The organism is Streptomyces sp. NPDC054834 (genome assembly GCF_053611185.1).
The window spans coordinates 1-23,274 of sequence record NZ_JBSGZV010000026.1 but is presented as its reverse complement, the minus strand read 5'-3'; the positions used below and the strand labels follow the sequence as shown (position 1 = coordinate 23,274).

Below are 23,274 nucleotides of genomic sequence, written 5' to 3'. Positions count from 1 at the left end.
GGCGTTTCCGGGCCGCTGGACGGGTCCAGGACCTGATGCGAGAGTCGCCTCGTCCGCCCGAACGGCGGGCCTCGCGCCCGCCCGGAGCATCTCACATCAATAGGCGCATGGTAAGAAACACGCACATTAGCCTGATCAGGGGATGTTTCGGGCCGCTGTGGCCTAGCGGTCGGCGACTCGCATTTCGAACCAGGTCGTCTTACCGCGCGGCAGGAGGTCCACGCCCCAGCGGTCGGACAGTTTCTCGACCAGGAACAGGCCCCGGCCGCTGATGTCCATCTCCTGAACCGGCATCAGGCAGGGCAGCCCTCGGGAGGGGTCGCGGACCTCGACACGGAGCCAGCCGCGGCGGCGGCGCATGCGGAGGCCGAAGACGCGCGCGCCCGTGTGCCGTACGGCGTTGCCCACGAGTTCGGAGACGAGCAGGACGACATCCTCCGCCGTCTTCGGGGTGAGCGCCCACTGACGCAGGACGACGACCTGGGCGAGCCGGCGGGCGGTGGCCGCCGACTCCGGGCGGGACGGGAGCGGAACCTCGGCCTCCGTCGGATTGCCGAACAACTCGACTGCTTTGAGCGCCCGTTCGTCCTCGACCGCAGGCGACCAGCGCGCCGCGGTCGCACGGCCGTGTCCCCGCGGCTGTTCGATGCCCTCCAGCCCCGCCATGCCCCCATCATGGCCGTCCGAGGCGCCCTCCGGGGCCGTTCCGAAGGAATACGCCCCCCGCGCGCTACCGCCCCACAGGATCCGGCCAGCATATGCCAGCGGCATTCCGAAGCCGCCGCCATCCGGTCCGACCTGCGGCGACGGCTCGTTCCCGGGCAAGCGCCGGAATCCCCCGACAAGACAGGCTTAAGGTTGCTTTAAGGCTCCTGTAAACCGCCCCATCGAGGGACCCGGATCAGACGCCGCGTCAATTGCACGTACCTACGGGCGAGAAGCGGCGAGAAGTTCAGAGGAACTTCGCCTTGCCCGGCCCCTCTTCCACGAAGCTGCGCATGCCCCGCTCGCGGTCCTCGGTGGCGAACAGCCCCGCGAACCAGTTCCGCTCGACGGCGAGCCCGGTCTCGAGGTCGGTCTCCACGCCGGTGTCGATCGACTCCTTCGCCGCGCGCAGCGCGATCGCCGGGCCCTGCGCCAGCTTCGCGGCCCAGGCGTGCGCCTCGGCGTACACCTCGGCGGCCGGGACCACCCGGTCCACCAGGCCGATCGCCAGCGCCTCGTCGGCCTTCACCATGCGGCCCGTGAAGATCAGGTCCTTGGCCTTGGAGGGGCCGACCAGCCGGGGCAGCCGCTGGGTGCCGCCCGCGCCCGGGATCAGACCGAGCAGGATTTCCGGCTGGCCGAGCTTGGCGTTGTCGGCGGCGATGCGGTAGTCGGCACACAGGGCCAGTTCGCAGCCACCGCCCAGCGCGTATCCGGTGACGGCCGCGACCACCGGCTTGGGGATGCGGGCCACGGCGGTGAAGGAGTCCTGGAGGGCGCGGGAGCGCAGGACCATCGCGGTGTGGTCCATGGCCTGCATCTCCTTGATGTCCGCGCCCGCCGCGAACACCTTCTCGCCGCCGTAGATCACCACGGCGCGCACGTCGTCGCGGCGCGTGGCCTCCTCGGCGAGTTCCTTGAGCCGATCCTGCGTGGCGACGTCCAGGGCGTTCATGGGCGGGCGGTCGAGACGGAGGGTGCCGACGCCTTCGGCGACTTCGAGAGAGACGGTCATGCAGGCAGGTTAACGGGGACTAACGGAGACTGCTTCGGTGCGGTCCATCACACCCTGCCGGGGGGCCGGGGGCTGCCCCCAGGCAGGCACAGCACGGGGACTAACGGCGACCCCTTCGGTGCGCTCCATCACACATCCCCCGGGCAGGCACAGCACGGGGACTCACGCGAGCGGGCCCGGTGCCGTCCGTGACAGCACCGGGCCCGTACGTCGGTCAGCGGGGGCTCACGCCTTCCACTTGTCCCACGACATGTTCCAGCCGTTGAGCCCGTTGTCCGGGTCCACGGTGCGGTCGTTGGAGTGCTTGACGACCACCACGTCACCGAGCATCGAGTGGTTGAAGAACCAGGCCGCCGGAACGCCGCTGTCGTAGCCGCCCTTGACGTCGCGCAGGCCTACGCAGCCATGGCTGGCGTTGTAGTTGCCGAAGGCGCCGCCGCCCCAGTAGTTGCCGTGGATGAAGGTGCCGGAGTTGGTCAGGCGGATGGCGTGCGGGACGTCCTTGATGTCGTACTCGCCGCCGTAGCCGACCGTTTCGCCGTTCATGCGGGTCACGGTGAGCTTCTCGCTCATGACCATCTGGCCGTTCCAGGTGTCGTAGCCGGGCTTGCCGGTGGTGACCGGGATGGTCTTGATGACCTTGCCGTCCTGGGTGACCTTCATGGTGTGCTTCTTGGCGTCCACGACGGAGACCTGGTTGCGGCCGATGGTGAACTTCACCGTCTTGGACTGCTTGCCGTAGACACCGTCGCGGCCCTCGACACCGTCGAGGTTCAGCTTGACGGTGACCTTGGTGCCGGACTTCCAGTACTTCTCGGGCCGGAAGTCCAGACGGTCGTTGCCGAACCAGTGGCCCTCGACGTCGACGGCCGGCTCGGTCTTTATCTGGACGGCCTTCTGCACGTCCCCCGGGTTGGTGATGCCCCGGGTGAAGCGTATGGAGAACGGCATGCCGACGCCGACCGTGGAACCGTCCTCGGGAGTGAAGTAGCCGACGAAGGTGTTCTTCGGGGTCAGCGTGGTGAAGCTGGAGTCCTCGGCCGCCGCACGGCCCTCGGAGTCCTTGGCGACCGCGTGCACCGTGTACTTGGTGGCGGCGGCCAGATGGGTCGAGGGCTTCCAGCCGGTGCCGCCACCGGTGATGGTGCCCGTGATCGTGGTGCCCTTGTCGTCCTTGACCTCGACCTCGGTCAGCTTGCCCTTGCCGGCGCTGACCTTGAGGGCGCCGCTGGTGTCGACCTCGGTGGCACCGGACTTGGGCGAGATGGTCACCACGGCTTCGGACTGCTTGCTCTGCTCGGAGGAGCCCTTGTTCTTCCCGCCGCCGGACCCGGACCCCGAGTCCGAGTCGCCCCCACCGCACGCGGTGACGGACATCAGCAGGACGCCGGCTATGAGCACCGGCCACTTCCTCCGGCCCCGCCGGCCCCCCACCGACGCCCCCGATATCGGCCGCACGTTCAAGTCTTTCTCCCCTCCCCGGGCCTGGTCGGACCCGCGCCCCGGCGCGCGCCCCACGCACGCATCGGCGCATATTAACCGCAGGGTTTTGGGGATCGTGTCAGCCGAAGGTCACCGTTTCGTAGCAACATCAACTGGACAGGGCGTCAACTGACCGAGCCGCCCGCCTTCCACTCCTTCCACCCCATGTTCCACCCTCCGAGGCCATTGTCGGGAGCGACCTTTTTGTCATTGCTGTGCACGACTTCGACGACGTCCCCGACCAGGCTTCGGTCGAAGAACCAGCCCGCGGGCGTGTCCGAACTGCCGCCCTTGACGTCCCTCAGGCCCACGCAGCCGTGGCTGACGTTGACGTTCCCGGGGGCGTCCGGGGCCCAGTAGTTGCCGTGCAGGAAGGTGCCGGAGTCGGTGAGCCGCATGGCGTGCGGGACGTCGGGGATGTCGTACTCGCCGCCGAAGCCGACCGTGCGGCTGTTCATACGGGTGACGTCGAGCATCTCCATCACCACCATCTTCCCGTTGTAGGTGGTGTGCTCGGGAGCGCCGGCCGTGATGGGCACGGTGGCGAGCAGTGCGCCGTCCCTGCGCACCTCCATGGTGTGCTCGGCCGCGTCCACCACAGAGACCTGGCTGCGGCCGATGGTGAAGACGACCGTCTTGTACTGCAACCCGTACACCCCCCGCGCCCCCTCCACGTCGCGCAGCCGCAGGTCGACGGTGACCCGGGTGCCGGGCTTCCAGTAGCGCTCGGGGCGGAAGTCCAGGCGGCCCTTGCCGAACCAGTGCGGGCGGACCTCCACGGGGGGCTGGGCGGTGACGCGGACGGCCCGCTCGACGGCGGCCCGGTTCTCGATCTCCCGGTTGAAGGCCAGGGACACGATCATCCCGGTGCCGACGGTGGCGCGGTTCTCGGGGGTGACGTATCCGATGAACCGCTCGTCGGGGACGTACGTCGTGAAGGTGGTGTGCCGGGCCGAGCGGTGCCCGGCGCCGTCCAGCGCCACCGCGTCGACGGTGTACCTGGCGGCGAGCGCCAGCTTGGGCTCGTCCGGCTCCCAGGTCGTGCCGTCGGCCGTCAGATGGCCGGGCACCGGGGTCTCCTGGGCGTCCTGGGAGCGGCGTACGGTCACCGACTCCAGGCGCCCGTCGGGCACCCGTACCCGTAGCCGCTGGTCGGAGCGGACTTCCTTGCTGCCGTCGTCCGGGGAGACGCGGATGGTGTCCTTGGGGGCCGGGGGTTTGCCGAGAACCCGGCCGATGCCGATGTCGTCCGTGATGTCCGGGCCGCAGCCGGTGGCTCCGGCCAGCACGGCCCATGTCATTGCCGCGGCCAGCGCGACGCCTGCGCGCCGTGCGCGCCCTTGTGCATGCCTCACGGGGGACTCAACGATCGTCACCGCCCTTGGGAAACGTGAGTGCGACGCTAGCGCTGGGCAGAACAGTGGGGAGGACGACGCGACGGGGCACACGGCGGGACCCCGCGTGCCCGTTTCCACGTCGTTCCACGAGCCGCAGGAGGCTGACCCGTGACCAGCTCGGCCGAGCAGCAGGTAGTGGCGGAACAGCGCGCCGCAGTGGTGAACGGCAGCCGGCGCGCCGCGCCGCCCACCGTGCCGGTCTGGCCGGGTGCGCCCACTCCGCTGGGCGCGCGCTTCCGGGTCGGTCCGGACGGTGTGGCCGGCACGAACTTCGCGCTGTGGGCGGCCGGTGCGGAGGCGGTCCAGCTGTGTCTGTTCGACGAGTGCGGGCGGGAGACGCGCGTTCGCCTGACCGAACTGACGCACGAGATCTGGCACGGTTTCGTGCCCGGCGTGATGCCCGGGCAGCGTTACGGCTACCGGGTGGACGGCCGCTGGGACCCGTGGATCGGCGCCCGCTGGAACCCGGCGAAGCTGCTCCTCGACCCGTACGCCCGTGCGGTGGACGGAGAGTTCAGTCTGCCGGCGGAGGTGTACGGGCATGTGCGGGACTGGCCGGAGCAGCATGTCGCGGACACCGTGCGCGACGACCGGGACTCGGCGCCGCACGTCCCCAAGGGCGTCGTGGTGCACGACGACGAGGACTGGGCCGACGACCGCCGCCCCAAGACCCCGTGGGCGGACTCGGTCATCTACGAGCTGCACGTACGCGGCTTCACCAAGCTGCACCCGGGCATCCCGGAGGAACTGCGGGGCACGTACGCCGGTCTGGCGCACCCCGCCGCGATCGAGCACCTGGTGAAGCTGGGCGTCACCGCCGTCGAACTGCTGCCCGTCCACCAGTTCGCGCACGAGGACCACCTGCTGCGCCGCGGCCTCAGGAACTACTGGGGTTACAACTCCATCGGCTACTTCGCCCCGCACGCCGCCTACGCGGCCTCCGGTACGACGGGCCAGCAGGTCGGCGAGTTCAAGCGCATGGTCCGGGCGCTGCACGCGGCCGGCATCGAGGTCATCCTCGACGTGGTCTACAACCACACGGCCGAGGCGGGCGAGCTGGGCCCGACGCTCTCCCTGAAGGGCATAGACAACCGCGGCTACTACCGCCTCCAGGACGACGCCCGCCGCTACGCCGACTACACGGGCTGCGGCAACACCCTGCACGTCGTCCAGCCCCAGGTCCTCCGCCTGATCACCGATTCCCTGCGCTACTGGGTGACGGAGATGGGCGTGGACGGCTTCCGCTTCGACCTGGCCGCCGCGCTGGCCCGCTCCATGCACGACGTCGACATGCTCTCCCCGTTCCTCGCCGTGATCTCCCAGGACCCGGTGCTGCGCCGGGTGAAGCTGATCGCCGAGCCGTGGGACATCGGCTCCGGCGGCTACCAGGTGGGCGCCTTCCCCCCGCTGTGGACGGAGTGGAACGACCGCTACCGCGACGCCGTCCGCGACTACTGGCGCGGCGCCCTGCCCGACGTACGCGACCTCGGCTACCGCCTGTCGGGCTCCAGCGACCTGTACGCCTGGGGCGGCCGACGTCCCTACGCCTCCGTCAACTTCATCACCGCGCACGACGGTTTCACCCTCCGCGACCTCGTCTCCTACGAGCGCAAGCACAACGAGGCGAACGGCGAGGGCAACCGGGACGGCTCGAACGACAACCGCTCCTGGAACTGCGGGGCGGAGGGAGACACGGACGACGAGGGCGTACGGGCCCTGCGCCGCCGCCAGCTGCGGAACCTGCTGACCACCCTCCTGCTCTCCACCGGGGTCCCCATGCTGGTGGCGGGCGACGAGCTGGGCCGCACCCAGGGCGGCAGCAACAACGCCTACTGCCAGGACAACGAGATCAGCTGGCTCGACTGGTCCCTGCTGGACGACCCGGCCTGGCGCCCCCTGTTCGATCTGACCTCCCGTCTGATCGCCCTGCGCCACCGCCATCCGGTGCTCCGCCGCCGCGCCTTCTTCTCCGGCAGCTCCCAGTCGGCGGACGGTCTGCGGGACCTGGCCTGGTTCACCTCGCGGGGCACGGAGATGACGGAGGGCGACTGGTACGCGCCCGCCGCCACCCTCGCCATGTACCTCTCCGGACGCGACATACCCGGCCGGGACGAGCGGGGCCTACCGGTCCTCGACGACAGCTTCCTCGCCGTCCTCCACGCGGGCGACGCCCCCACCCCCTTCGTCCTGCCCGGCCCGCCGTGGGCGGAGCGGTACGAGGTGGTCGTCGACACCTCACTGGAGGACCAGGGCGAGGCCCCGACGGTGGTGCACGAGGCGGGTACGGAGATCACGGTGCCGGGGCGGGCGGTGCTGTTGCTGAGGGTGGCCGGCTGAGCGGGCTCCGGTGCCTGTCGGGCGCTAGCCGAGGATTCCCCGGTCGTAGTTGCGCAGGTCGCTGACTTCGATGACGGATGGCATACGCAGAGCGTCCCGGGGCGGGGTACCGGACCGCATCGGCCGTCACGCTCGACCCCGTATCAGCCGATCGGTTGATGCGACGGTACGACCCACCATGACGGTACGGCCCACCGAACATGCAGGTAGTAGGACCATCGGACGACGCTGGTCCGGCCAAAACTCGGTGGGCGTTGTCAGTGGCGGTCCGTAGGCTCGCGGTGATGCCCACGACACGTGCAACCACCGCCCAAGACCGTTCCGCCGTCCGTGTTCTCCTGCGCCTGTGGCCGTACGTGCGGCCCGCGCGGGCACGGTGGTCCGCGGCCGCGTTCGTCGCGGTCGTGGCCTCCTGTACGGGGCTGGTGATCCCGCTCGTCCTGAAGTGGATGGTGGACGGGCCGGTGGCCGACCGGGATCCGCAGGGGGTGTGGCTGGGCGCGCTGTACCTGCTGCTGCTCGGCTTCGCGGAGGCGTTGCTGTTCGGGCTTCGGCGATGGCTGGTGGCGCGGCCGTTGTCGCATGTCGAGGCGGAGTTGCGGGCGGGGCTGTACCGGCATCTGCAACGGCTGCCGGTGGCCTTCCACGACCGCTGGGCCTCAGGCCAGCTGCTCTCACGGGCCACCACCGACCTGATGCTGCTGCGCCAGTTCCTGGCCTTCCCGCTCACCTTCCTGCTGGTCAACTCGGTGACGATCCTCGTCGGCGTGGTCATCATGCTGATGCAGGACTGGGTGCTGGGACTGGTGATCCTGGGCCCGGCCGTGCCCGTGATGGTCACCTGCTTCCTCTTCGAACGGCGGTACGCCCAGGTGGCGCGGCGCGCCCAGGACCAGGTCGGGGACCTCACGACGGTCGTGGAGGAGAGCGTCCTCGGGATCCGGATCATCAAGGGCTTCGGACGGCACCGCAGCCAGGCGCGGGCGTTCCGGGAGCTGTCGGGCACGCTGCGCGGGACCGAACTGCGCAAGGCCCGGCTGCTGGCGGCCATCTGGGGTGTGATCATCACCCTGCCGGAGCTGGCCATCGGGGTGACGCTGGTGTGGGGGGCCGTACGGGTGGCGGACGGTCAGCTGTCGGCGGGCACGCTGGTGGCGTTCCTGTCGACGGCCCTCGCTCTGCGCTGGCCCGTGGACTCGATCGGCTTCCTGCTGGCGATGAGCCAGGAGGCGGCGACCGCCACACAGCGGTACTTCGAGGTGCTGGACGAGGAGCCGGAGTCCGAGGACGCCGACACGACGGCGCCGGCCGACGGGGACGAGGGCATCCGGTTCCACGACGTCCGCTTCCGCTACCCCGACGCCCCGCCCGGCTCCCCGCCCGTCCTGGACCGCATCGACCTGCACATCCGCCCCGGCGAGTCGATGGCCCTGGTGGGAGCGACCGGCAGTGGGAAGACCACCCTCACCGCGCTGATCCCCCGGCTGCACGAGGTCACGTCCGGCCGGATCACGCTGGACGGCGCGGACATCACCGCGATGTCCCGCACTCGGCTGCGCTCCCAGGTCGCCGTCGCCTTCGAGGAGCCCACGCTGTTCTCGGCGAGCGTCGGCGACAACGTTCTCATGGGAGCGGGCGACGAGGCCGGTGCCCCGGAGCTGGAGCGGGCGCTCGCCGTCGCCCAGGCCGAGTTCGCGCACGCGCTGCCACAGGGCACCGACACCCAGGTCGGCGAGCAGGGCCTGAGCCTGTCCGGCGGGCAGCGGCAGCGGCTGGCGCTGGCCCGGGCCGTGGTCGGCAGCCCCCGGTTCCTGGTCCTGGACGACCCGCTGTCCGCGCTCGACGTGCACACCGAGGCCGCCGTGGAGGCCGCGCTGCGCCGGGTCCTCGCCGACACGACCGCGCTGATCGTGGCCCACCGCCCCTCCACGGTGCTGCTCGCCGACCGGGTCGCCCTGCTCTCGGGCGGCCGTATCGCCGCCGTCGGCACCCACCAGGAACTCCTGCGCTCCAACGCCGAGTACGCCCATCTGATGTCCGGCGCGGAGCCCGGGGAACTCAGGGAAGAGGAGGACGAACGATGACCGCCGCCCCCACCACGTCGGCCCCCGCCCCCGACGAGGAGGAGGAACTCCCCCGCCCGCCCGCCGCCGACGACCCCTTCGACCGCGACGTCCTGCCCACCCCGCCCGGCGCCACGGCCGCCCTGCTGCGGTCGCTGCTCGCCCCGATGCGGGCCCGGGTGGCGGGCACCACGCTGTTGCTGCTGCTCCAGCAGGCGGCGGTGCAGGCCGGCCCGCTGCTGGTGGCGTACGCCCTCGACCGGGCCGTACCGGCGCTGCGCGACCACGGCGACCACGGGCCGCTGATCGCGGTGGGCGCCGGCTATCTGCTGTGCGCGCTGGTCTCCGGGGTGCTCCAGTTCGCGTTCATCGAGGCCTCCGCCCGGGTCAACCAGGACGTGCTGCTGGATCTGCGCGGCCGTATCTTCCGGCACTCGCAGGCGCTCAGCATCGACTTCCACGAGCGGTACACCTCCGGGCGGCTCATCTCCCGCTCCACGACGGACGTCGAGTCGCTGCGGGAGCTGCTCAGCGAGGGGCTCCAGGAACTCGTCACGGTCGTCCTGTCCTTCGTGTACATCGCGGCGATGCTGCTCTGGCTGGACCTGGGCCTGGGCGCGGTCGCGGTGGCCTCCTTCGTGCCGCTGTACCTGCTGATCCGGCTGTACCAGCGGCGCGCCGGGCGGGTGTACCGGGCCCGGTCCACGGCGATCGCGGCGGTGATCGTGAAGTTCGTGGAGACGATGAACGGCATCCGGCCGGTGCGCGCGTTCCGCCGCGAGGCCGTGAACGACACCGGCTTCCGCGTGCTGAACCGGCGGCACGAGCGGACCAACGGCGACGCCCTGCTGGAGATGGCCCGCTATGTGGTCGGCTCCCGGCTGGTGGCCAACACGGCCGTCGCGGGGATCGTGCTGTGGGGCGCCTACCGGGTGGCCTCCGGCTCGCTGGCGCTGGGCGTGCTGGCGGCGGCGGTCCTGTACCTGCGGCGGCTGTACGACCCCATCGACCGGCTGGGCATGTTCCTGAACTCCTACCAGTCGGCGGCGGCCTCCCTGGAGAAGATCGCGGGCCTGCTGGCGCAGACGCCGTCCGTGCCGGAGCCGTCGCAGCCCAGGGAGCTCCCGGTCCTCGAGGGCGGGCATCCCGGCCGCGAGGTCGTCTTCGACGGTGTCCGGTTCGCCTACCGCACCGGCGGTGAGGTGCTGCCCCGCTTCGGCCTGACGATCCCCGCCGGGCAGACCGTCGCGGTCGTCGGCTCCACCGGCGCGGGCAAGTCGACGCTGGCCAAGCTGCTGGCCCGGTTCTACGACCCCACCGACGGCCGGGTCCTGCTGGACGGCGTGGACCTGCGCGAGCTGTCCGTGCCCGAACTGCGGCGCGGGGTGGTCATGGTGACGCAGGAGGCGTTCCTGTTCTCCGGCACGGTCGCCGAGAACATCGCCATCGGGCGCCCGGACGCGACCCGGGAGGAGATCGAGCGGGCCGCGAAGGCGATCGGCGCGCACGAGTTCATCAGCGCCCTGCCCGACGGGTACGACACGGACGTCCGCAAGCGGGGCGGGCGCATTTCGGCCGGGCAGCGCCAACTGGTGGCGTTCGCACGCGCGTTGCTCGCCGACCCGGCGGTCCTGATCCTGGACGAGGCGACCAGCTCGCTGGACGTCCCGGGCGAACGGGCGGTGCAGCGCGCCATGTCGACGGTGCTCAGGGGCCGTACGGCGGTGGTGATCGCGCACCGGCTGTCCACGGTGGAGATCGCCGACCGGGTACTGGTCATGGAGCACGGCCGGATCGTCGAGGACGGCGAACCGGCCGAACTGATCGCGGGCACGGGCAGGTTCGCGGACCTGCACCGGGCGTGGCGGGACAGCCTGGCGTAGCGGAGCCCGGTTACGGAGCCGAGAGAACGGGGGACGGATGATCGACGCCTACGAGGATCCCGGGACGCCCGACTGTCGTGGCGGCTGGTGGTACCTGTGGTGGCTGGTGCGGTGCCAGCCCGGCCGGTCGCTCGCCGGGGCGCTGCTGGGCAGCGTCTGGATGACGCTGCTGGCCGCGGCGCCGTATCTGATGTCCCGGGCGATCGACGACGGCCTGGTGCCGGGCGATCCGGGCGCGCTCGCCCGGTGGACGGTGGTGCTGTTCGTGGTCGGGGCGTTCAACGCCTGGCTGAGCATCATGCGGCACCGGACGATGACGCGGGTGCGGATGGACGCCAACTTCCGCACGGTCAAGGTCGTCGTGGGGCACGCGGTCCGGCTGGGGGCCGCGCTGCCCCGCCGGGCCGGGGCCGGGGAAATCGTCACGATCGGAGTGGGGGACGTGCAGACGATCTCGCAGGCGCTGACCGTGGTCGGGCCCGGGGCGGGCTCGATCGTGGTCTACCTGGTGGTGGCCGGGCTGCTGCTGTCGATCTCCGCGCCGCTGGCCGCGGTGGTGCTGCTCGGGGTGCCGGTGATCGCGCTGCTCACCGGGCCGCTGACGCTGCGGCTTCAGGGCGCGGAGAGCGAGTACCGGGAGCGGCAGGGCGTGCTGGCGGCGCGCATCGGCGACCTCGCGGGCGGGCTGCGGGTGCTCAACGGCCTCGGCGGCAAGGGGCTGTTCGCGGACGCCTTCCGGAAGGACTCGCAGCGGCTGCGCGCGCAGGGCTATCGGGTGGGTGCCGTGGCCAGCTGGGTGCAGGCGCTCGGGGTGGGCCTGCCCACGCTGTTCCTGGCCGTGGTGACCTGGCTCGCGGCCCGGCTGGCGGCACAAGGGTCCCTGACCATCGGCGAGTTGGTGGCCGTGTACGGCTATGTGGCGGTGCTGATCGGGCCGGTGGCGTTCTTCGTGCAGATGGCCTACGACCTGAACCGGGCCGTGGTGGCCGCCCGCCGGGTCGTACGGCTGCTGCGGCTGGAGCCGGAGCCGGACGAGGGCACACGGCCCGCGCCGGACGGGCCGGCGGAGCTGCACGACCCGGCGTCCGGGGTGCGGGTGGCGCCGGGCCGGCTCGTCGCGCTGGTCGCCGTCAGGCCCGCCGAGGCCGCCGCCGTCATCGACCGCCTCGGCCGGTACGGCCCCACCGGTGCCACCTGGGGCGGGACACCGCTCGACGCGGTGCCGCTGGCCGACGTACGGGCCCGGATCCTGGTCGCCGACAACGAGGCGGACCTGTTCGCCGGACCGCTCAGGGAGGTCGTCGCCGCCGAGCGCACGGCCGACGGGGCCGCGCTGCGCCGGGCGGTGTACGCGGCCGCCGCCGAGGACATCGTACGCGGACTGCCGGACGGAGTGGACTCGGCCGTCGCCGGGCAGGGCCGCAGCCTCTCCGGCGGGCAGCGGCAGCGGATCCGGCTGGTGCGGGCGCTGCTGGCCGACCCGGAAGTGCTGCTCGCCGTCGAGCCGACCTCGGCGCTGGACGCGCACACGGAGGCCACCGTCGCCGAGCGGCTGCGGGAGGCGAGGGAGGGCCGTACGACGGTCGTGACGAGCACCTCGCCGCTGGTGCTGGACCGGGTGGACGAGGTGCTGTTCCTGGTGGACGGCAAGGTGGCGGCGAGCGGGCCGCACCGGCGGCTGCTCGGTCAGGAGCCGGAGTACCGGGCACTGGTGGCCCGAGACGTCGAAGAGACCGCCGCGCAGACCGCCGAGGAGGCCGTACGGTGACGACGGGCGAGGGACTGCTGCCGGTCGCGGACCGGGCCGGGGTGCGGCAGGCGACCGTGCGGCTGGTGCGGGCCGACGGGCGGGCGTTCGCCGCCACGCTGGTGCTCAACGCGCTGGCGGCCGTCGCGGGGCTCGCCGGGCCGTGGCTGGTCGGGCGGATCGTCGACGAGGTACGGGCGGGACACGGAGCCGGAGCGGTGGACCGGCTGGCGCTGTGGATCCTGCTCTGCTCGCTGGCCCAGTTGCTGCTGGCCCGCTGCGCGCGGTACGTGGGGCACCGGTTCGGTGAGCGGACGCTGGCCCGGGTGCGTGAGGAGTACGTCGACCGGGTGCTGGGGCTGCCCGCGTCGACGGTGGAGCGGGCCGGTACGGGTGACCTGACCGCGCGCGGCACGGCCGATGTGGCGACCGTCGGCACCACGCTGCGGGACGTCGGTCCGGAGTTGCTGGTGTGCACCGCGCAGGCGCTGTTCGTGCTCGGCGCGGTGTTCGCGCTCGACCCGCTGCTGGGCCTGTTCGGGGTGCTCGGCCTGACCCCCGTCTGGCTGGCGCTGCGCTGGTATCTGCGCCGGGCCCGGGACGGTTATCTCGCCGAGGGGGCGGCCACCTCGGAGGTCGCCGAGATCGTGGCGTCGACCGCGGCCGGAGCCAGGACCGTCGAGGCGTTCCGGCTGCGGAAGCGGCGGATCGCGGCGAGCCGGGACGCCCTGGAGAAGTCCCGTCGCACCCGCTTCTACACGCTCCGCCTGCGGACCGTGTTCTTCCCGGCGGTCGAGGTGACGTACACCGTCCCGGTGGCGGGCGTGCTGCTGATCGGCGGGTGGCTGCACGAGCGCGGCATGGTGGGGGTCGGCGCGGTGGTAGCGGCCGCGTTGTACTTGCGGCAGTTCACGGATCCGCTGGACCAGATCCTCATGCGGGTGGAGCAACTCCAGAGCAGCGGCGCCTCGTTCGCCCGGGTGGAGGGGCTGGCGCAGGCTCCCCGGACGGAGGCGGAGGGCGCCTGCCCGGAACCGGCGGACGACCGGATCGACGTGCGCGCGGTGCGGTACGCGTACGAGCGCGGCGGCGAGGTGCTGCGCGGGGTCGACCTGACCGTGCGGCCCGGGGAGCGGCTGGCGGTGGTCGGTCCGTCCGGTGCGGGCAAGACGACGCTGAGCAGGCTGCTCGCGGGCGTCGACGCGCCGGGCTCGGGCACGGTGACGGTGGGCGGGGTGCCGGTCGCCGGGCTGGAGCCGGAACGGCTGCGCCGCCAGGTCGTCCTGGTCACCCAGGAGCACCACGTCTTCCTCGGCACGGTCCGGGAGAACCTGCTCATCGCCGAACCGGCCGCCAGCGACGAGCAGTTGTGGTCCGCGCTCACCGCGGTCGGCGCCGACGGCTGGGTGCGTGAGCTGCCGGACGGCCTGGACACCCGTCTGGGCGCGGGCGGCCACGCCACGGACGGTTCGCAGGCCCAGCAGCTCGCGCTCGCCCGGGTGGTGCTGGCCGACCCGCACACGCTGATCCTGGACGAGGCCACGGCCCTGCTGGATCCGGCCACCGCCCGGCACACCGAGCGCGCCCTGGCCGCCGTACTCCAGGACCGTACGGTCATCGCCATCGCGCACCGCCTGCACACCGCGCACGACGCCGACCGGGTGGCGGTGATGGAGGACGGCCGCCTCACCGAACTCGGTACGCACGAGGAGCTGGTGGCGGCCGACGGGGCGTACGCGGCGCTGTGGCGCACGTGGCACGGGGGACAGGCGTAAAGAGTTCGTATATCGAACGTGAATATCCGGTCAACGAACTGATTCCGGCCAAATTCCTGACGCGCTCCTGACAGATGCGCGTACCGCTGCCACCCTTCCCACAGTCGCTTCACAGCAACCCCACAGTTTCACCGCTGTGATCTCCCCTGGCCGCGTGACCCGCGGCCACGCAGAAGGAGTCCGTGTTGAGAAGCAATACCTCGCGCAGACGCACCTCCCACACCCCCTCCCGGACCACCGCGCGCCGCACCGCCGCCGTCGCCCTCGCCGGCGTCACGGCGCTGATCGCCGCGGCCGTCCAGTCCGGCGTTGCCGGCGCCGCCCCGGCCAAGGCCCCCTCGGGCAAGGCGAATTCATCCCACGCGGCGGTCAGGCTCACCCCCTCGCAGCGCGCCGAGCTGCTCCGCGACGCCAGTGCCGCCAAGACCGACACGGCCCGGGCGATAGGCCTCGGCGCCAAGGAGAAGCTGGCCGTCAAGGACGTCGTCAAGGACGGCGACGGCACGCTGCACACCCGCTACGAGCGCACCTACGCCGGGCTGCCCGTCCTCGGCGGCGACCTCGTCGTCGAGACCGCGAAATCCGGCGCCACCAAGTCCGTCGTCAAGGCGACGAACGCCACCCTCAAGGTCGCCGGCCTCACCCCCGCCGTGAGCGCCACGAGCGCCGAGAAGCAGGCGGTCCAGCGCGCCAAGGCCCTCGGCGCCGTCAAGCCGGCCGCCGCCAACACCGCCCGCAAGGTGATCTGGGCGGCGAGCGGCAAGCCCGTCCTGGCCTACGAGACGGTCGTCGGCGGCCTCCAGGACGACGGCACCCCGAACCAGCTGCACGTCATCACCGACGCGACCACCGGCAAGAAGCTCTACGAGTACCAGGGCATCGAGACCGGCGTCGGCAACACCCAGTACAGCGGCCAGGTCACGCTGACCACCACCCAGTCGGGGTCGAACTACACCCTCACCGACGGGGCGCGCGGCGGCCACAAGACGTACAACCTCAACCACGGCAGCTCCGGCACCGGCACCCTGTTCTCCCAGACCAGCGACACCTGGGGCAACGGCACCACGTCGAACGCCGCCACGGCGGGCGCGGACGCGCACTACGGCGCCGCGGAGACCTGGGACTTCTACAAGAGCACCTTCGGCCGTAACGGCATCAAGAACAACGGCGTCGGCGCCTACTCCCGCGTGCACTACGGCAACTCGTACGTGAACGCGTTCTGGGACGACGGCTGCTTCTGCATGACCTACGGCGACGGGTCGGGCAACGCCGACCCGCTGACGGCCATCGACGTGGCCGGCCACGAGATGAGCCACGGTGTCACCTCCAACACCGCGGGCCTGAACTACAGCGGCGAGTCCGGCGGCCTGAACGAGGCGACCTCCGACATCTTCGGCGCGGGCGTGGAGTTCTACGCGAACAACTCGACCGACGTCGGTGACTACCTCGTCGGCGAGAAGATCGACATCAACGGCGACGGCACCCCGCTGCGCTACATGGACAAGCCGAGCAAGGACGGCGCGTCCAAGGACAGCTGGTACTCGGGTCTCGGCGGCCTCGACGTGCACTACTCCTCGGGCCCCGCGAACCACTTCTTCTACCTGCTGAGCGAGGGCAGCGGCGCCAAGGTCATCAACGGCGTCAGCTACAACTCGCCCACGGCGGACGGCCTTCCGGTCACCGGCATCGGCCGGGACAAGGCGCTTCAGATCTGGTACCGGGCGCTGACCACCAAGTTCACCTCCACCACCAACTACGCGAGCGCCCGCACCGGCACCCTCGCGGCGGCCGGTGAGCTGTACGGCACCACGAGCACCGAGTACAAGGCGGTGCAGGACGCCTGGGCGGCCATCGCGGTCGGCTCGCGCTCGGGTGGCGGCGGCGGTGGCGGCACCTCGTACGAGAGCACCACGCCGGTGTCGATTCCGGACAACGGGCCCGCGGTCACCTCGAACATCACCGTCTCGGGCAGGAGCGGAAACGCGCCAAGCAACCTCCAAGTGACGGTCGATATCAGCCACACCTGGCGCGGTGACCTGGTGATCGATCTGGTCGGCCCGTCGGGCACCTCGTACCGCCTGAAGAACTTCAGCTCGTCCGATTCGGCGGACAACGTGAACGCCACGTTCACAGTGAACGCTGCTTCCGAATCAGCCAATGGGACCTGGAAGTTGAAGGTCCAGGACCAGGCCGCGCAGGACGTCGGAACGATCAACAGCTGGAAGCTGACCTTCCCGTAGGCCCAGCCCAGGGCACCACACGCAGGGCGCCGTCCGGGAGGTTCAGCTCCCCCGGGCGGCGCCCGTTTACATGGCCGCAACAGTGCGCTGACAGCTGCATTTCAGCCAACATCACTTCAGGGTCATGACATGTACGCGCCCCTGGTGTCACTCTTCCTTCACCCGCCGCACAACACAGCAACTTCACAACGCCACACTCCGGCAGTATCCCCACGCTGCCCGGACTCCCCCACGAGAAGGAGCTTGAGTGAGCCCCCTCTACGCGCGTCACAAGCGCACCACCCTGGCCGTCGCCACCGCTGTCGCGGCCGGAGCCCTGCTTTCCACCGGGTTGGCCACCAGCGCTTCCGCGCAGACCCCGACCGGGTCCGCCGCCAAGTCCCTGGCCGCCGCCCCGACTTCGCTGTCCGCCGCCGCCAGAACCAGCCTGATCCAGAAGGCGCAGGCCGGCGCCACCGAGACCGCCCAGCACATAGGCCTCGGCGCCAAGGAGAAGCTGGTCGTCAAGGACGTCGTGAAGGACGTGGACGGCACCGTCCACACCCGCTACGAGCGCACCTACGCGGGCCTGCCGGTGCTCGGCGGCGACCTGGTCGTCCACACCTCCAAGGCGGGCAAGACCGAGGGCGTCACCAAGGCCACGAAGTCGGCCATCAAGGTGGCCTCGCTCAAGCCGCAGATCGCCGCGTCCAAGGCGGAGAAGCAGGCGCTGACCGCCGCCAAGACCCTCGGCTCCGCCAAGACCGCGGCCGACGGGGCGCGCAAGGTGATCTGGGCCGGCTCGGGCAAGCCCGTCCTCGCCTACGAGACGGTCGTCGGCGGCCTCCAGGACGACGGCACCCCGAACCAGCTGCACGTCATCACCGACGCGGCCACCGGCAAGAAGCTCTTCGAGTACCAGGGCATCGAGAACGCGACCGGTACCGGCAAAACGCTGTACTCGGGCACCGTCAGCCTCACCACCACGCTGTCGGGCTCGACGTACTCGCTGACCGACGCCTCGCGCGGCGGCCACAAGACGTACAACCTGAAGCACACCAGCAGCTCGGGCACCGGCACGCTGTTCACCAACACCACCAACACGTGGGGCACCGGCACCGCCTCCAGCTCCACCACCGACGTGACGGCGGCCGCCGACGCCGCCTACGGCGCGCAGGAGACCTGGGACTTCTACAAGTCCACCTTCGGCCGCAGCGGCATCAAGAACAACGGTGTCGGCGCCTACTCGCGCGTCCACTACGGCAGCTCGTACGTCAACGCGTTCTGGGACGACAGCTGCTTCTGCATGACCTATGGCGACGGTGACAGCAACACCCACCCGCTGACCTCGCTGGACGTGGCCGGCCACGAGATGAGCCACGGCGTCACCGCCAACACCGCCGGCCTGAACTACTCGGGCGAGTCCGGTGGCCTGAACGAGGCGACGTCCGACATCTTCGGCACGGGCGTCGAGTTCTACGCCAACAACGCCTCCGACCCCGGTGACTACCTCATCGGCGAGGAGATCGACATCAACGGCGACGGCTCCCCGCTGCGCTACATGGACAAGCCCAGCAAGGACGGCGGCTCGGCGGACAACTGGTCCTCCTCCGTCGGCAGCAAGGACGTGCACTACTCGTCCGGCGTCGCGAACCACTTCTTCTACCTCCTCTCGGAGGGCAGCGGCGCGAAGACGATCAACGGGGTTTCGTACAACTCCCCCACGTACAACGGCTCCACGGTCACCGGCATCGGCCGCGCCAAGGCGCTCCAGATCTGGTACAAGGCGCTGACGACGTACTTCACGTCGACGACGAACTACAAGTCGGCGCGCACCGGCACCCTCTCGGCGGCCGCCGCGCTCTACGGCTCCGGCAGCACCGAGTACAACGCGGTGGCGGCGGCCTGGTCGGCGGTCAACGTCAGCTGACGCCGGCCACTTAGCCGCAGCGGCCCCCGGGACGAAGTCGCTCCCGGGGGCCGCCTTACTCTTGGGTCCCATGTCTTCGGCGTCCTTCACCTACGAGCCGGTCGGCGCGACCCGCGAGGACCTCGCCGCCTGCCCGCCCGGCTTCCACCCGCTCCACGTGCGCACGCGCATAGGCGAGGGCGAGCAGGTCTTCCGCCGCGCCGCCGAGGCGGTCCTCACCTGGGAGATGCACCGCGCGATCGGCGTCGGCCTGGACGCCACCGCGGACCGCGCCGCCCCGGAGGTCGACGTCACGGTCACCCTGGCCGGCGTCATCAAGGCCCCCTGCCGCATCATCTGGACCGTCGACGAACCCCGCCGCGCCGGCTGGGCCTACGGCACGCTTCCCGGCCACCCGGAGTGCGGCGAGGAGGCCTTCGTCGTCGACCGCACCGGCGACGGCACGGTCTGGCTGACGGTGGCGGCGTTCAGCCGCGCGGCGAAGTGGTACGCGCGGGCGGGCGGGGCGGCTACGCGGGGCTTGCAGCATGCTTACGCCCGGCGGTGCGGGGCGGCGCTGAGGAGGCTGTGCGCGGACCCGTCGGAGAACTGACCGCCGCCCGGCAGGCACACGAGGGGAAGCCCGGCGATGACCGAGGTACCGGGGACACGTCGGCGGCCCGGGTGCCCCCGGCCTCACTTCCGGCAGCCGCCGCTCCTGGCAGCCCGCGCGGTGGGCCGGTCAGAAGTGGCCCACGGTCACCGTGGCCGGCACCGTGACGGTGGTGGCGGTCGCAGCGACGTGGTGTGTCGCCAGCACTTCTGCCGTGGTGGCGGTCTCCAGACACATCACCGGACGGGCCAGGCTCTTCCTCACCGAGCCCGGACCGACGTTCCTGAGCCTGGAGTTGGCGAAGAGGGCGGCTTCGGTAGCAGTCGGCTCCTGGGAGACGCGCATCGTGTTCTCCTCTCGTAGAAGGCAGGTCGACGGGACTTCTAACACACCTTCTGGCACCGAAAGAAACCCAGCGGCACGAACGGCAGACCCATGGTTCATGCCGAACAGCCACATCCTCTCCGTTCCCGGTAATGAGCGCTGCACAGTCAATTAACACCGTAATTTTATGGCCGCGCGGCGTGTTAACTTCCAGGCGGGCTCAGAAGCGGCGTTCGGGTATCCGGGTCAGTGCCCGGGGGCTCGCCTCACGCCAGGGTTCCGGGCTCGGTCCGCCGAGAGCGAGGAGCACGGGTGAACAGCGCTGATGTGGCCATCGTGGGCACGGGGCCCAACGGCCTGGCAGCCGGCGTGGTCCTCGCTCGCGCGGGTCTGCGCGTAGAGCTCTACGAGAAAGCCGATGCTGTCGGCGGAGGCCTGCGCACCACGTCCTTGTTCGACTCCGACGTCGTGCACGACATCTGTTCCGCGGTGCATCCCATGGCCGCCGCTTCCCCGTTCTTCCAGGAGTTCGACCTGGCGGCCCGCGGCGTCGAACTCCTGCATCCGGATATCAGCTACGCACACCCGCTCGGCGGAGGCCGCGCAGCCCTCGCCCACCGCTCGCTGGCGGCGACCTGCGACGGCCTGGGTCCGGACGGCAGTCGGTGGCGGCGGTTGATGGGTCCTCTGCTCGAGCACAGCGAAGGCGTCGTCGACCTGGTCCTCTCCGGACAGCGCAGGCTTCCGCGAGACCCTGCCGCCGCACTGCTGCTCGCCCGTCGGGTGGCAGTGCACGGCAGCGGTCTGGGCGCGGCACGCTTCGGCGAGGAGGCGGCGGCGCTCCTCACCGGTGTCGCCGCGCACGCGGTGGGCAGGCTGCCGAGCCTCGCAGCCGGCACGGTGGCCATGCTTCTCGGCCACCTCGCACACGGTACCGGGTGGCCGTTGCCGCGTGGTGGCAGCGGCCGCATCGCACAGGCGATGGCCGAGGACATCACGGCGTACGGGGGAGTCTTCCGCACCGGACACCACGTGCGGGACCTGGCCGAGGTGGACGGAGCCCGCGCCGTGCTGCTGGACGTCAGTCCCAAAGGTTTCCTGGCCCTCGCGGGCGACCGGCTGGCCGGCCCCTACGCGCGCGCCCTGGCCCGGTTCCGCTACGGTCCCGGCGCCGCCAAGGTCGACTTCCTGGTGTCCGGGCCGATCCCGTGGTCGGCACCCGCGGTGGGCCGGGCCGGATCGGTGCATCTGGGCGGCACACACGCCGAGATGGTCAGACAGGAGACGGCGACCGCCCGCGGGGTACGGACCGGGGAGCCCTTCGTGCTCGTCGTGGATCCGGCGGTGACCGACCCCGGACGCGCACGGGCCGGCACACGCCCGGTGTGGGCGTACGCGCACGTACCGAACGGTGATCCGACCGACCCCTACGACCTCGTGCGCGCCCGCATCGAGCGATACGCCCCCGGCTTCACCGATACCGTGATCGCCCACCGCTCCGTGTCCGCCGCGGCCTACGAGCACTACAACCCCAACTATGTGGGCGGGGACATCGGAACCGGCGCCATGACCCTGTACCAGAGCCTCGCGCGCCCCGTCGCCCGCATCGACCCCTACCGCACACCGCTGCCGGGCGTCTTCCTGTGCTCCTCCGCCACCCCGCCCGGCCCGGGGGTCCACGGTATGTCCGGCTACCTGGCTGCCCGCTCCGTACTGCGGCGCTGTTTCGGCATACGTGACGTGCCCGAGTTGGCGGCCTAGGCGTGCTGTCCCCGGCCCGGCACCGGATCGCGATCTTCACACCAGCAACGAGAGGGGCTCTCGTGTCCCGCCGCAAGGCACCGCGGACCGAGACGGCCGTCTGCTTCCTGCCCGTTGCGCGGCCGAACAGAGCGGGACCGTGCGCCGCCCGGCGAGCGGACTTCTGCCCGAGCCGTCCACAATCGGCCTTCCTGGCTAATTCATCCGCTGTTCTGTTGCGGCATCGAGGCAGTCAACCGCGGCCCGGTCAGGCGCACTTCGCCCACAGAAAGTCCATTGCCGTCGCACAGAGGGACTGATAACGTGTATGGCGAAGTCACTCCCCCCACGTATACCTCGCTGAGGCGTCACTGCTGAATCGACAGGATCTGCTGGTCTGACCAACCATGCTTACGGCCGAGTTATAGTACTCGGCCGTCTCTGCGAGCCTTTCATTCCTTGCCTCGCTCCAGTTCCTCGTTTCACGGCGGCGCCCACTGGTACCGATAGTGGGGGCCAAGAGAGGAATACCGATGAAAAACGGGGTTCAGGACATCGGCTATGGGCGGCAGTTCGCGGGGTGGTATGACCGACTGATACCGGACGACAGTGTCACCGCAGAGGCAGTGGAGGGCCTGAAGGCTCTCCATCCCGATCCTGAGGCGGGGACTCTCGAGTTCGGCGTCGGCACGGGAAGGATCGCCATCCCGCTCTCCGCAGATGTCGGCCGTGTGACGGGCGTCGACTCTTCTCCCGAGATGCTGGATGCGCTGCGCGTCAAACTGAAGCACGGCGGTGACGTCACCCCCGTACACGGGGACATACGCACGTACACCGAGCAGTCCCACTACGGATTGGTCTACTGCGTATGCGCGACCCTCTCCGTGCTGACCACACCGGAGGACCAGCGACAGGCGGTCCAGCGCGCCGCCGACCTCCTCGTCCCCGGCGGCCGGCTGGTGATCGAGACACACAACAAGCCGCCCATTCTGGAACTGCACGAAGGACGGACCCGCACCACCTACTTCGTCCCCTACCCGGAGCCCGGCACCGGGGTGCAGACCCATTCCACGCTGCTCGCCGACGACCGGTGGCACTGCTCCCACATCCTGTACGGTGCCGACGGCACGACCCGGGTCGGCTCTGAGCTCACTCGCCTGACCACTCCTGAGGACATCGACGGCTACGCCCGGGCCGCCGGACTGGAGCGCGAGGCCCACATGGCGCGGTGGGACGGCACCCCCTACAACGAGCATGCCCCCATGTTCATCTGCTGCTACGTCAAACCGTGAAGACGGCGAGTCAACGCACGCAGGTGAACAAGAGGACGGGGTCGCAGATGGGACGTCCGCCGATACTGCCGACGGACAAAAAACTCGCTCTGATACTTAGAGTAGTGAGCCGTGAACTGACGGCGGGTGAAGCCGCGCGAGAGGCCAGAGTCTCCGAACAGTCCGTTTCGAACTGGCGTCGGCAATTCATCGAAGGAGGCCGCAACGGCCTGGCCGGCGAGGGCGGAAGAAGCGGCGAAGACGCAGCCCGTATAGCGGAACTGACCCAAGAAAATGCCGCCCTGAAAAAAATGATAGGCGAGCTCTACATAGAACTCCGCAAGTACAGCCGGAGTGCACCCGGCCGGGCCACCCTGCCCCGCGAGAACAACCGCCCGGGCCGAAGAATCAATTAACCCCGTTATTTTAACCCGATACTGCGTGCTAGCTTTCGGGATGGCAGTCACTTGTACATCGCCGGGGAGGGAACGTGGCGTCATTGGAACGCCAATTTACCGTGGGCGTCGCCGGGCTGATCGGCGCAAGCGTCGTGACCGGCGCAGTGATGCGATACGCGGGTGATCGCACACGCGCCCGTCGCTACTCGATACACGAAAGGCCGGACGGCAGCCTCGTAGAGGTCGACATCGACATTCCTCGTCATGCCCGGCGTGTCGTCCTGCTCGACAACGGGCTGGGAATGAGCCCTTTCCAACCTGATCAGTGAGCCTGCCCCGTACTGCTCGCACCGAGTGGCAGGCCACCTTCAACGACGCGGCTGAACAGGGGCCTGG

17 protein-coding genes are annotated in these 23,274 nt (G+C 70.6%); 12 read left to right on the top strand and 5 right to left on the bottom strand.

The window, feature by feature from the left end:
- Positions 1-162: 162 nt before the first annotated feature.
- The 4 genes from ACWGJM_RS29655 to ACWGJM_RS29640 all read right to left on the bottom strand — a co-directional run bounded on the left by ACWGJM_RS29655 (position 163) and on the right by ACWGJM_RS29640 (position 4,503).
- A complete protein-coding gene (locus tag ACWGJM_RS29655; protein ID WP_453414799.1) occupies positions 163-666 on the bottom strand; it encodes an ATP-binding protein in 504 nt (167 codons plus the stop codon).
- Positions 667-952: 286 nt separating this feature from the next.
- On the bottom strand, positions 953-1,720 hold the full coding sequence (locus ACWGJM_RS29650; RefSeq protein WP_453414798.1) for an enoyl-CoA hydratase/isomerase family protein: 768 nt from the start codon (positions 1,718-1,720) through the stop codon (positions 953-955).
- Between the two features lie 225 nt (positions 1,721-1,945).
- The gene (locus tag ACWGJM_RS29645) at positions 1,946-3,184 is read right to left on the bottom strand and encodes a L,D-transpeptidase (protein WP_453414797.1); all 1,239 of its coding nucleotides are present in this window, start codon (positions 3,182-3,184) and stop codon (positions 1,946-1,948) included.
- Between the two features lie 143 nt (positions 3,185-3,327).
- Positions 3,328-4,503, bottom strand: a complete 1,176-nt coding sequence (locus ACWGJM_RS29640) for an Ig-like domain-containing protein (RefSeq protein ID WP_453414796.1) — start codon at positions 4,501-4,503, stop codon at positions 3,328-3,330.
- A gap of 204 nt (positions 4,504-4,707) precedes the next feature.
- Between ACWGJM_RS29640 and glgX the strand changes: the two genes are divergently transcribed.
- From glgX to ACWGJM_RS29600, 8 genes are all read left to right on the top strand, one after another.
- Positions 4,708-6,936, top strand: a complete 2,229-nt coding sequence (gene glgX, locus ACWGJM_RS29635) for a glycogen debranching protein GlgX (RefSeq protein WP_453414795.1) — start codon at positions 4,708-4,710, stop codon at positions 6,934-6,936.
- A 284-nt stretch (positions 6,937-7,220) separates the two neighbouring features.
- On the top strand, positions 7,221-9,020 hold the full coding sequence (locus ACWGJM_RS29630) for an ABC transporter ATP-binding protein (RefSeq protein ID WP_453414794.1): 1,800 nt from the start codon (positions 7,221-7,223) through the stop codon (positions 9,018-9,020).
- The gene (locus ACWGJM_RS29625) at positions 9,017-10,882 is read left to right on the top strand and encodes an ABC transporter ATP-binding protein (protein ID WP_453414793.1); all 1,866 of its coding nucleotides are present in this window, start codon (positions 9,017-9,019) and stop codon (positions 10,880-10,882) included. The genes ACWGJM_RS29630 and ACWGJM_RS29625 overlap by 4 nt, the downstream gene beginning before the upstream one ends.
- A 37-nt stretch (positions 10,883-10,919) precedes the next feature.
- On the top strand, positions 10,920-12,650 hold the full coding sequence (locus ACWGJM_RS29620) for an ABC transporter ATP-binding protein (RefSeq protein WP_453414792.1): 1,731 nt from the start codon (positions 10,920-10,922) through the stop codon (positions 12,648-12,650).
- Positions 12,647-14,404, top strand: a complete 1,758-nt coding sequence (locus ACWGJM_RS29615; protein WP_453414791.1) for an ABC transporter ATP-binding protein — start codon at positions 12,647-12,649, stop codon at positions 14,402-14,404. Before ACWGJM_RS29620 ends, ACWGJM_RS29615 begins: the two co-directional genes overlap by 4 nt.
- Before the next feature lie 185 nt (positions 14,405-14,589).
- The gene (locus ACWGJM_RS29610) at positions 14,590-16,644 is read left to right on the top strand and encodes a M4 family metallopeptidase (protein WP_453414790.1); all 2,055 of its coding nucleotides are present in this window, start codon (positions 14,590-14,592) and stop codon (positions 16,642-16,644) included.
- Positions 16,645-16,891: 247 nt separating this feature from the next.
- Complete coding sequence (locus tag ACWGJM_RS29605) at positions 16,892-18,553, top strand: M4 family metallopeptidase (RefSeq protein WP_453414789.1); 1,662 nt, start codon at positions 16,892-16,894, stop codon at positions 18,551-18,553.
- Between the two features lie 70 nt (positions 18,554-18,623).
- Complete coding sequence (locus ACWGJM_RS29600; RefSeq protein ID WP_453414788.1) at positions 18,624-19,145, top strand: DUF1990 domain-containing protein; 522 nt, start codon at positions 18,624-18,626, stop codon at positions 19,143-19,145.
- Positions 19,146-19,274: 129 nt separating this feature from the next.
- Here the strand turns inward: ACWGJM_RS29600 and ACWGJM_RS29595 are convergent, their stop codons facing one another.
- Entirely contained in the window at positions 19,275-19,490 is a 216-nt protein-coding gene (locus tag ACWGJM_RS29595; protein WP_453414787.1) for a hypothetical protein, read from the bottom strand.
- Between the two features lie 291 nt (positions 19,491-19,781).
- On the opposite strand from ACWGJM_RS29595, the gene ACWGJM_RS29590 reads away from it, so the two are divergent.
- From ACWGJM_RS29590 to ACWGJM_RS29575, 4 genes are all read left to right on the top strand, one after another.
- The gene (locus ACWGJM_RS29590; protein ID WP_453414786.1) at positions 19,782-21,230 is read left to right on the top strand and encodes a phytoene desaturase family protein; all 1,449 of its coding nucleotides are present in this window, start codon (positions 19,782-19,784) and stop codon (positions 21,228-21,230) included.
- A gap of 512 nt (positions 21,231-21,742) precedes the next feature.
- A complete protein-coding gene (locus ACWGJM_RS29585) occupies positions 21,743-22,501 on the top strand; it encodes a class I SAM-dependent methyltransferase (RefSeq protein WP_453414785.1) in 759 nt (252 codons plus the stop codon).
- Between the two features lie 47 nt (positions 22,502-22,548).
- Positions 22,549-22,896: a transposase gene (locus tag ACWGJM_RS29580; RefSeq protein ID WP_453414784.1), complete on the top strand. Its 348-nt coding sequence runs from the start codon at positions 22,549-22,551 to the stop codon at positions 22,894-22,896.
- Positions 22,897-22,970: 74 nt separating this feature from the next.
- A complete protein-coding gene (locus ACWGJM_RS29575; protein WP_453414783.1) occupies positions 22,971-23,207 on the top strand; it encodes a hypothetical protein in 237 nt (78 codons plus the stop codon).
- Positions 23,208-23,274 lie beyond the last annotated feature (67 nt).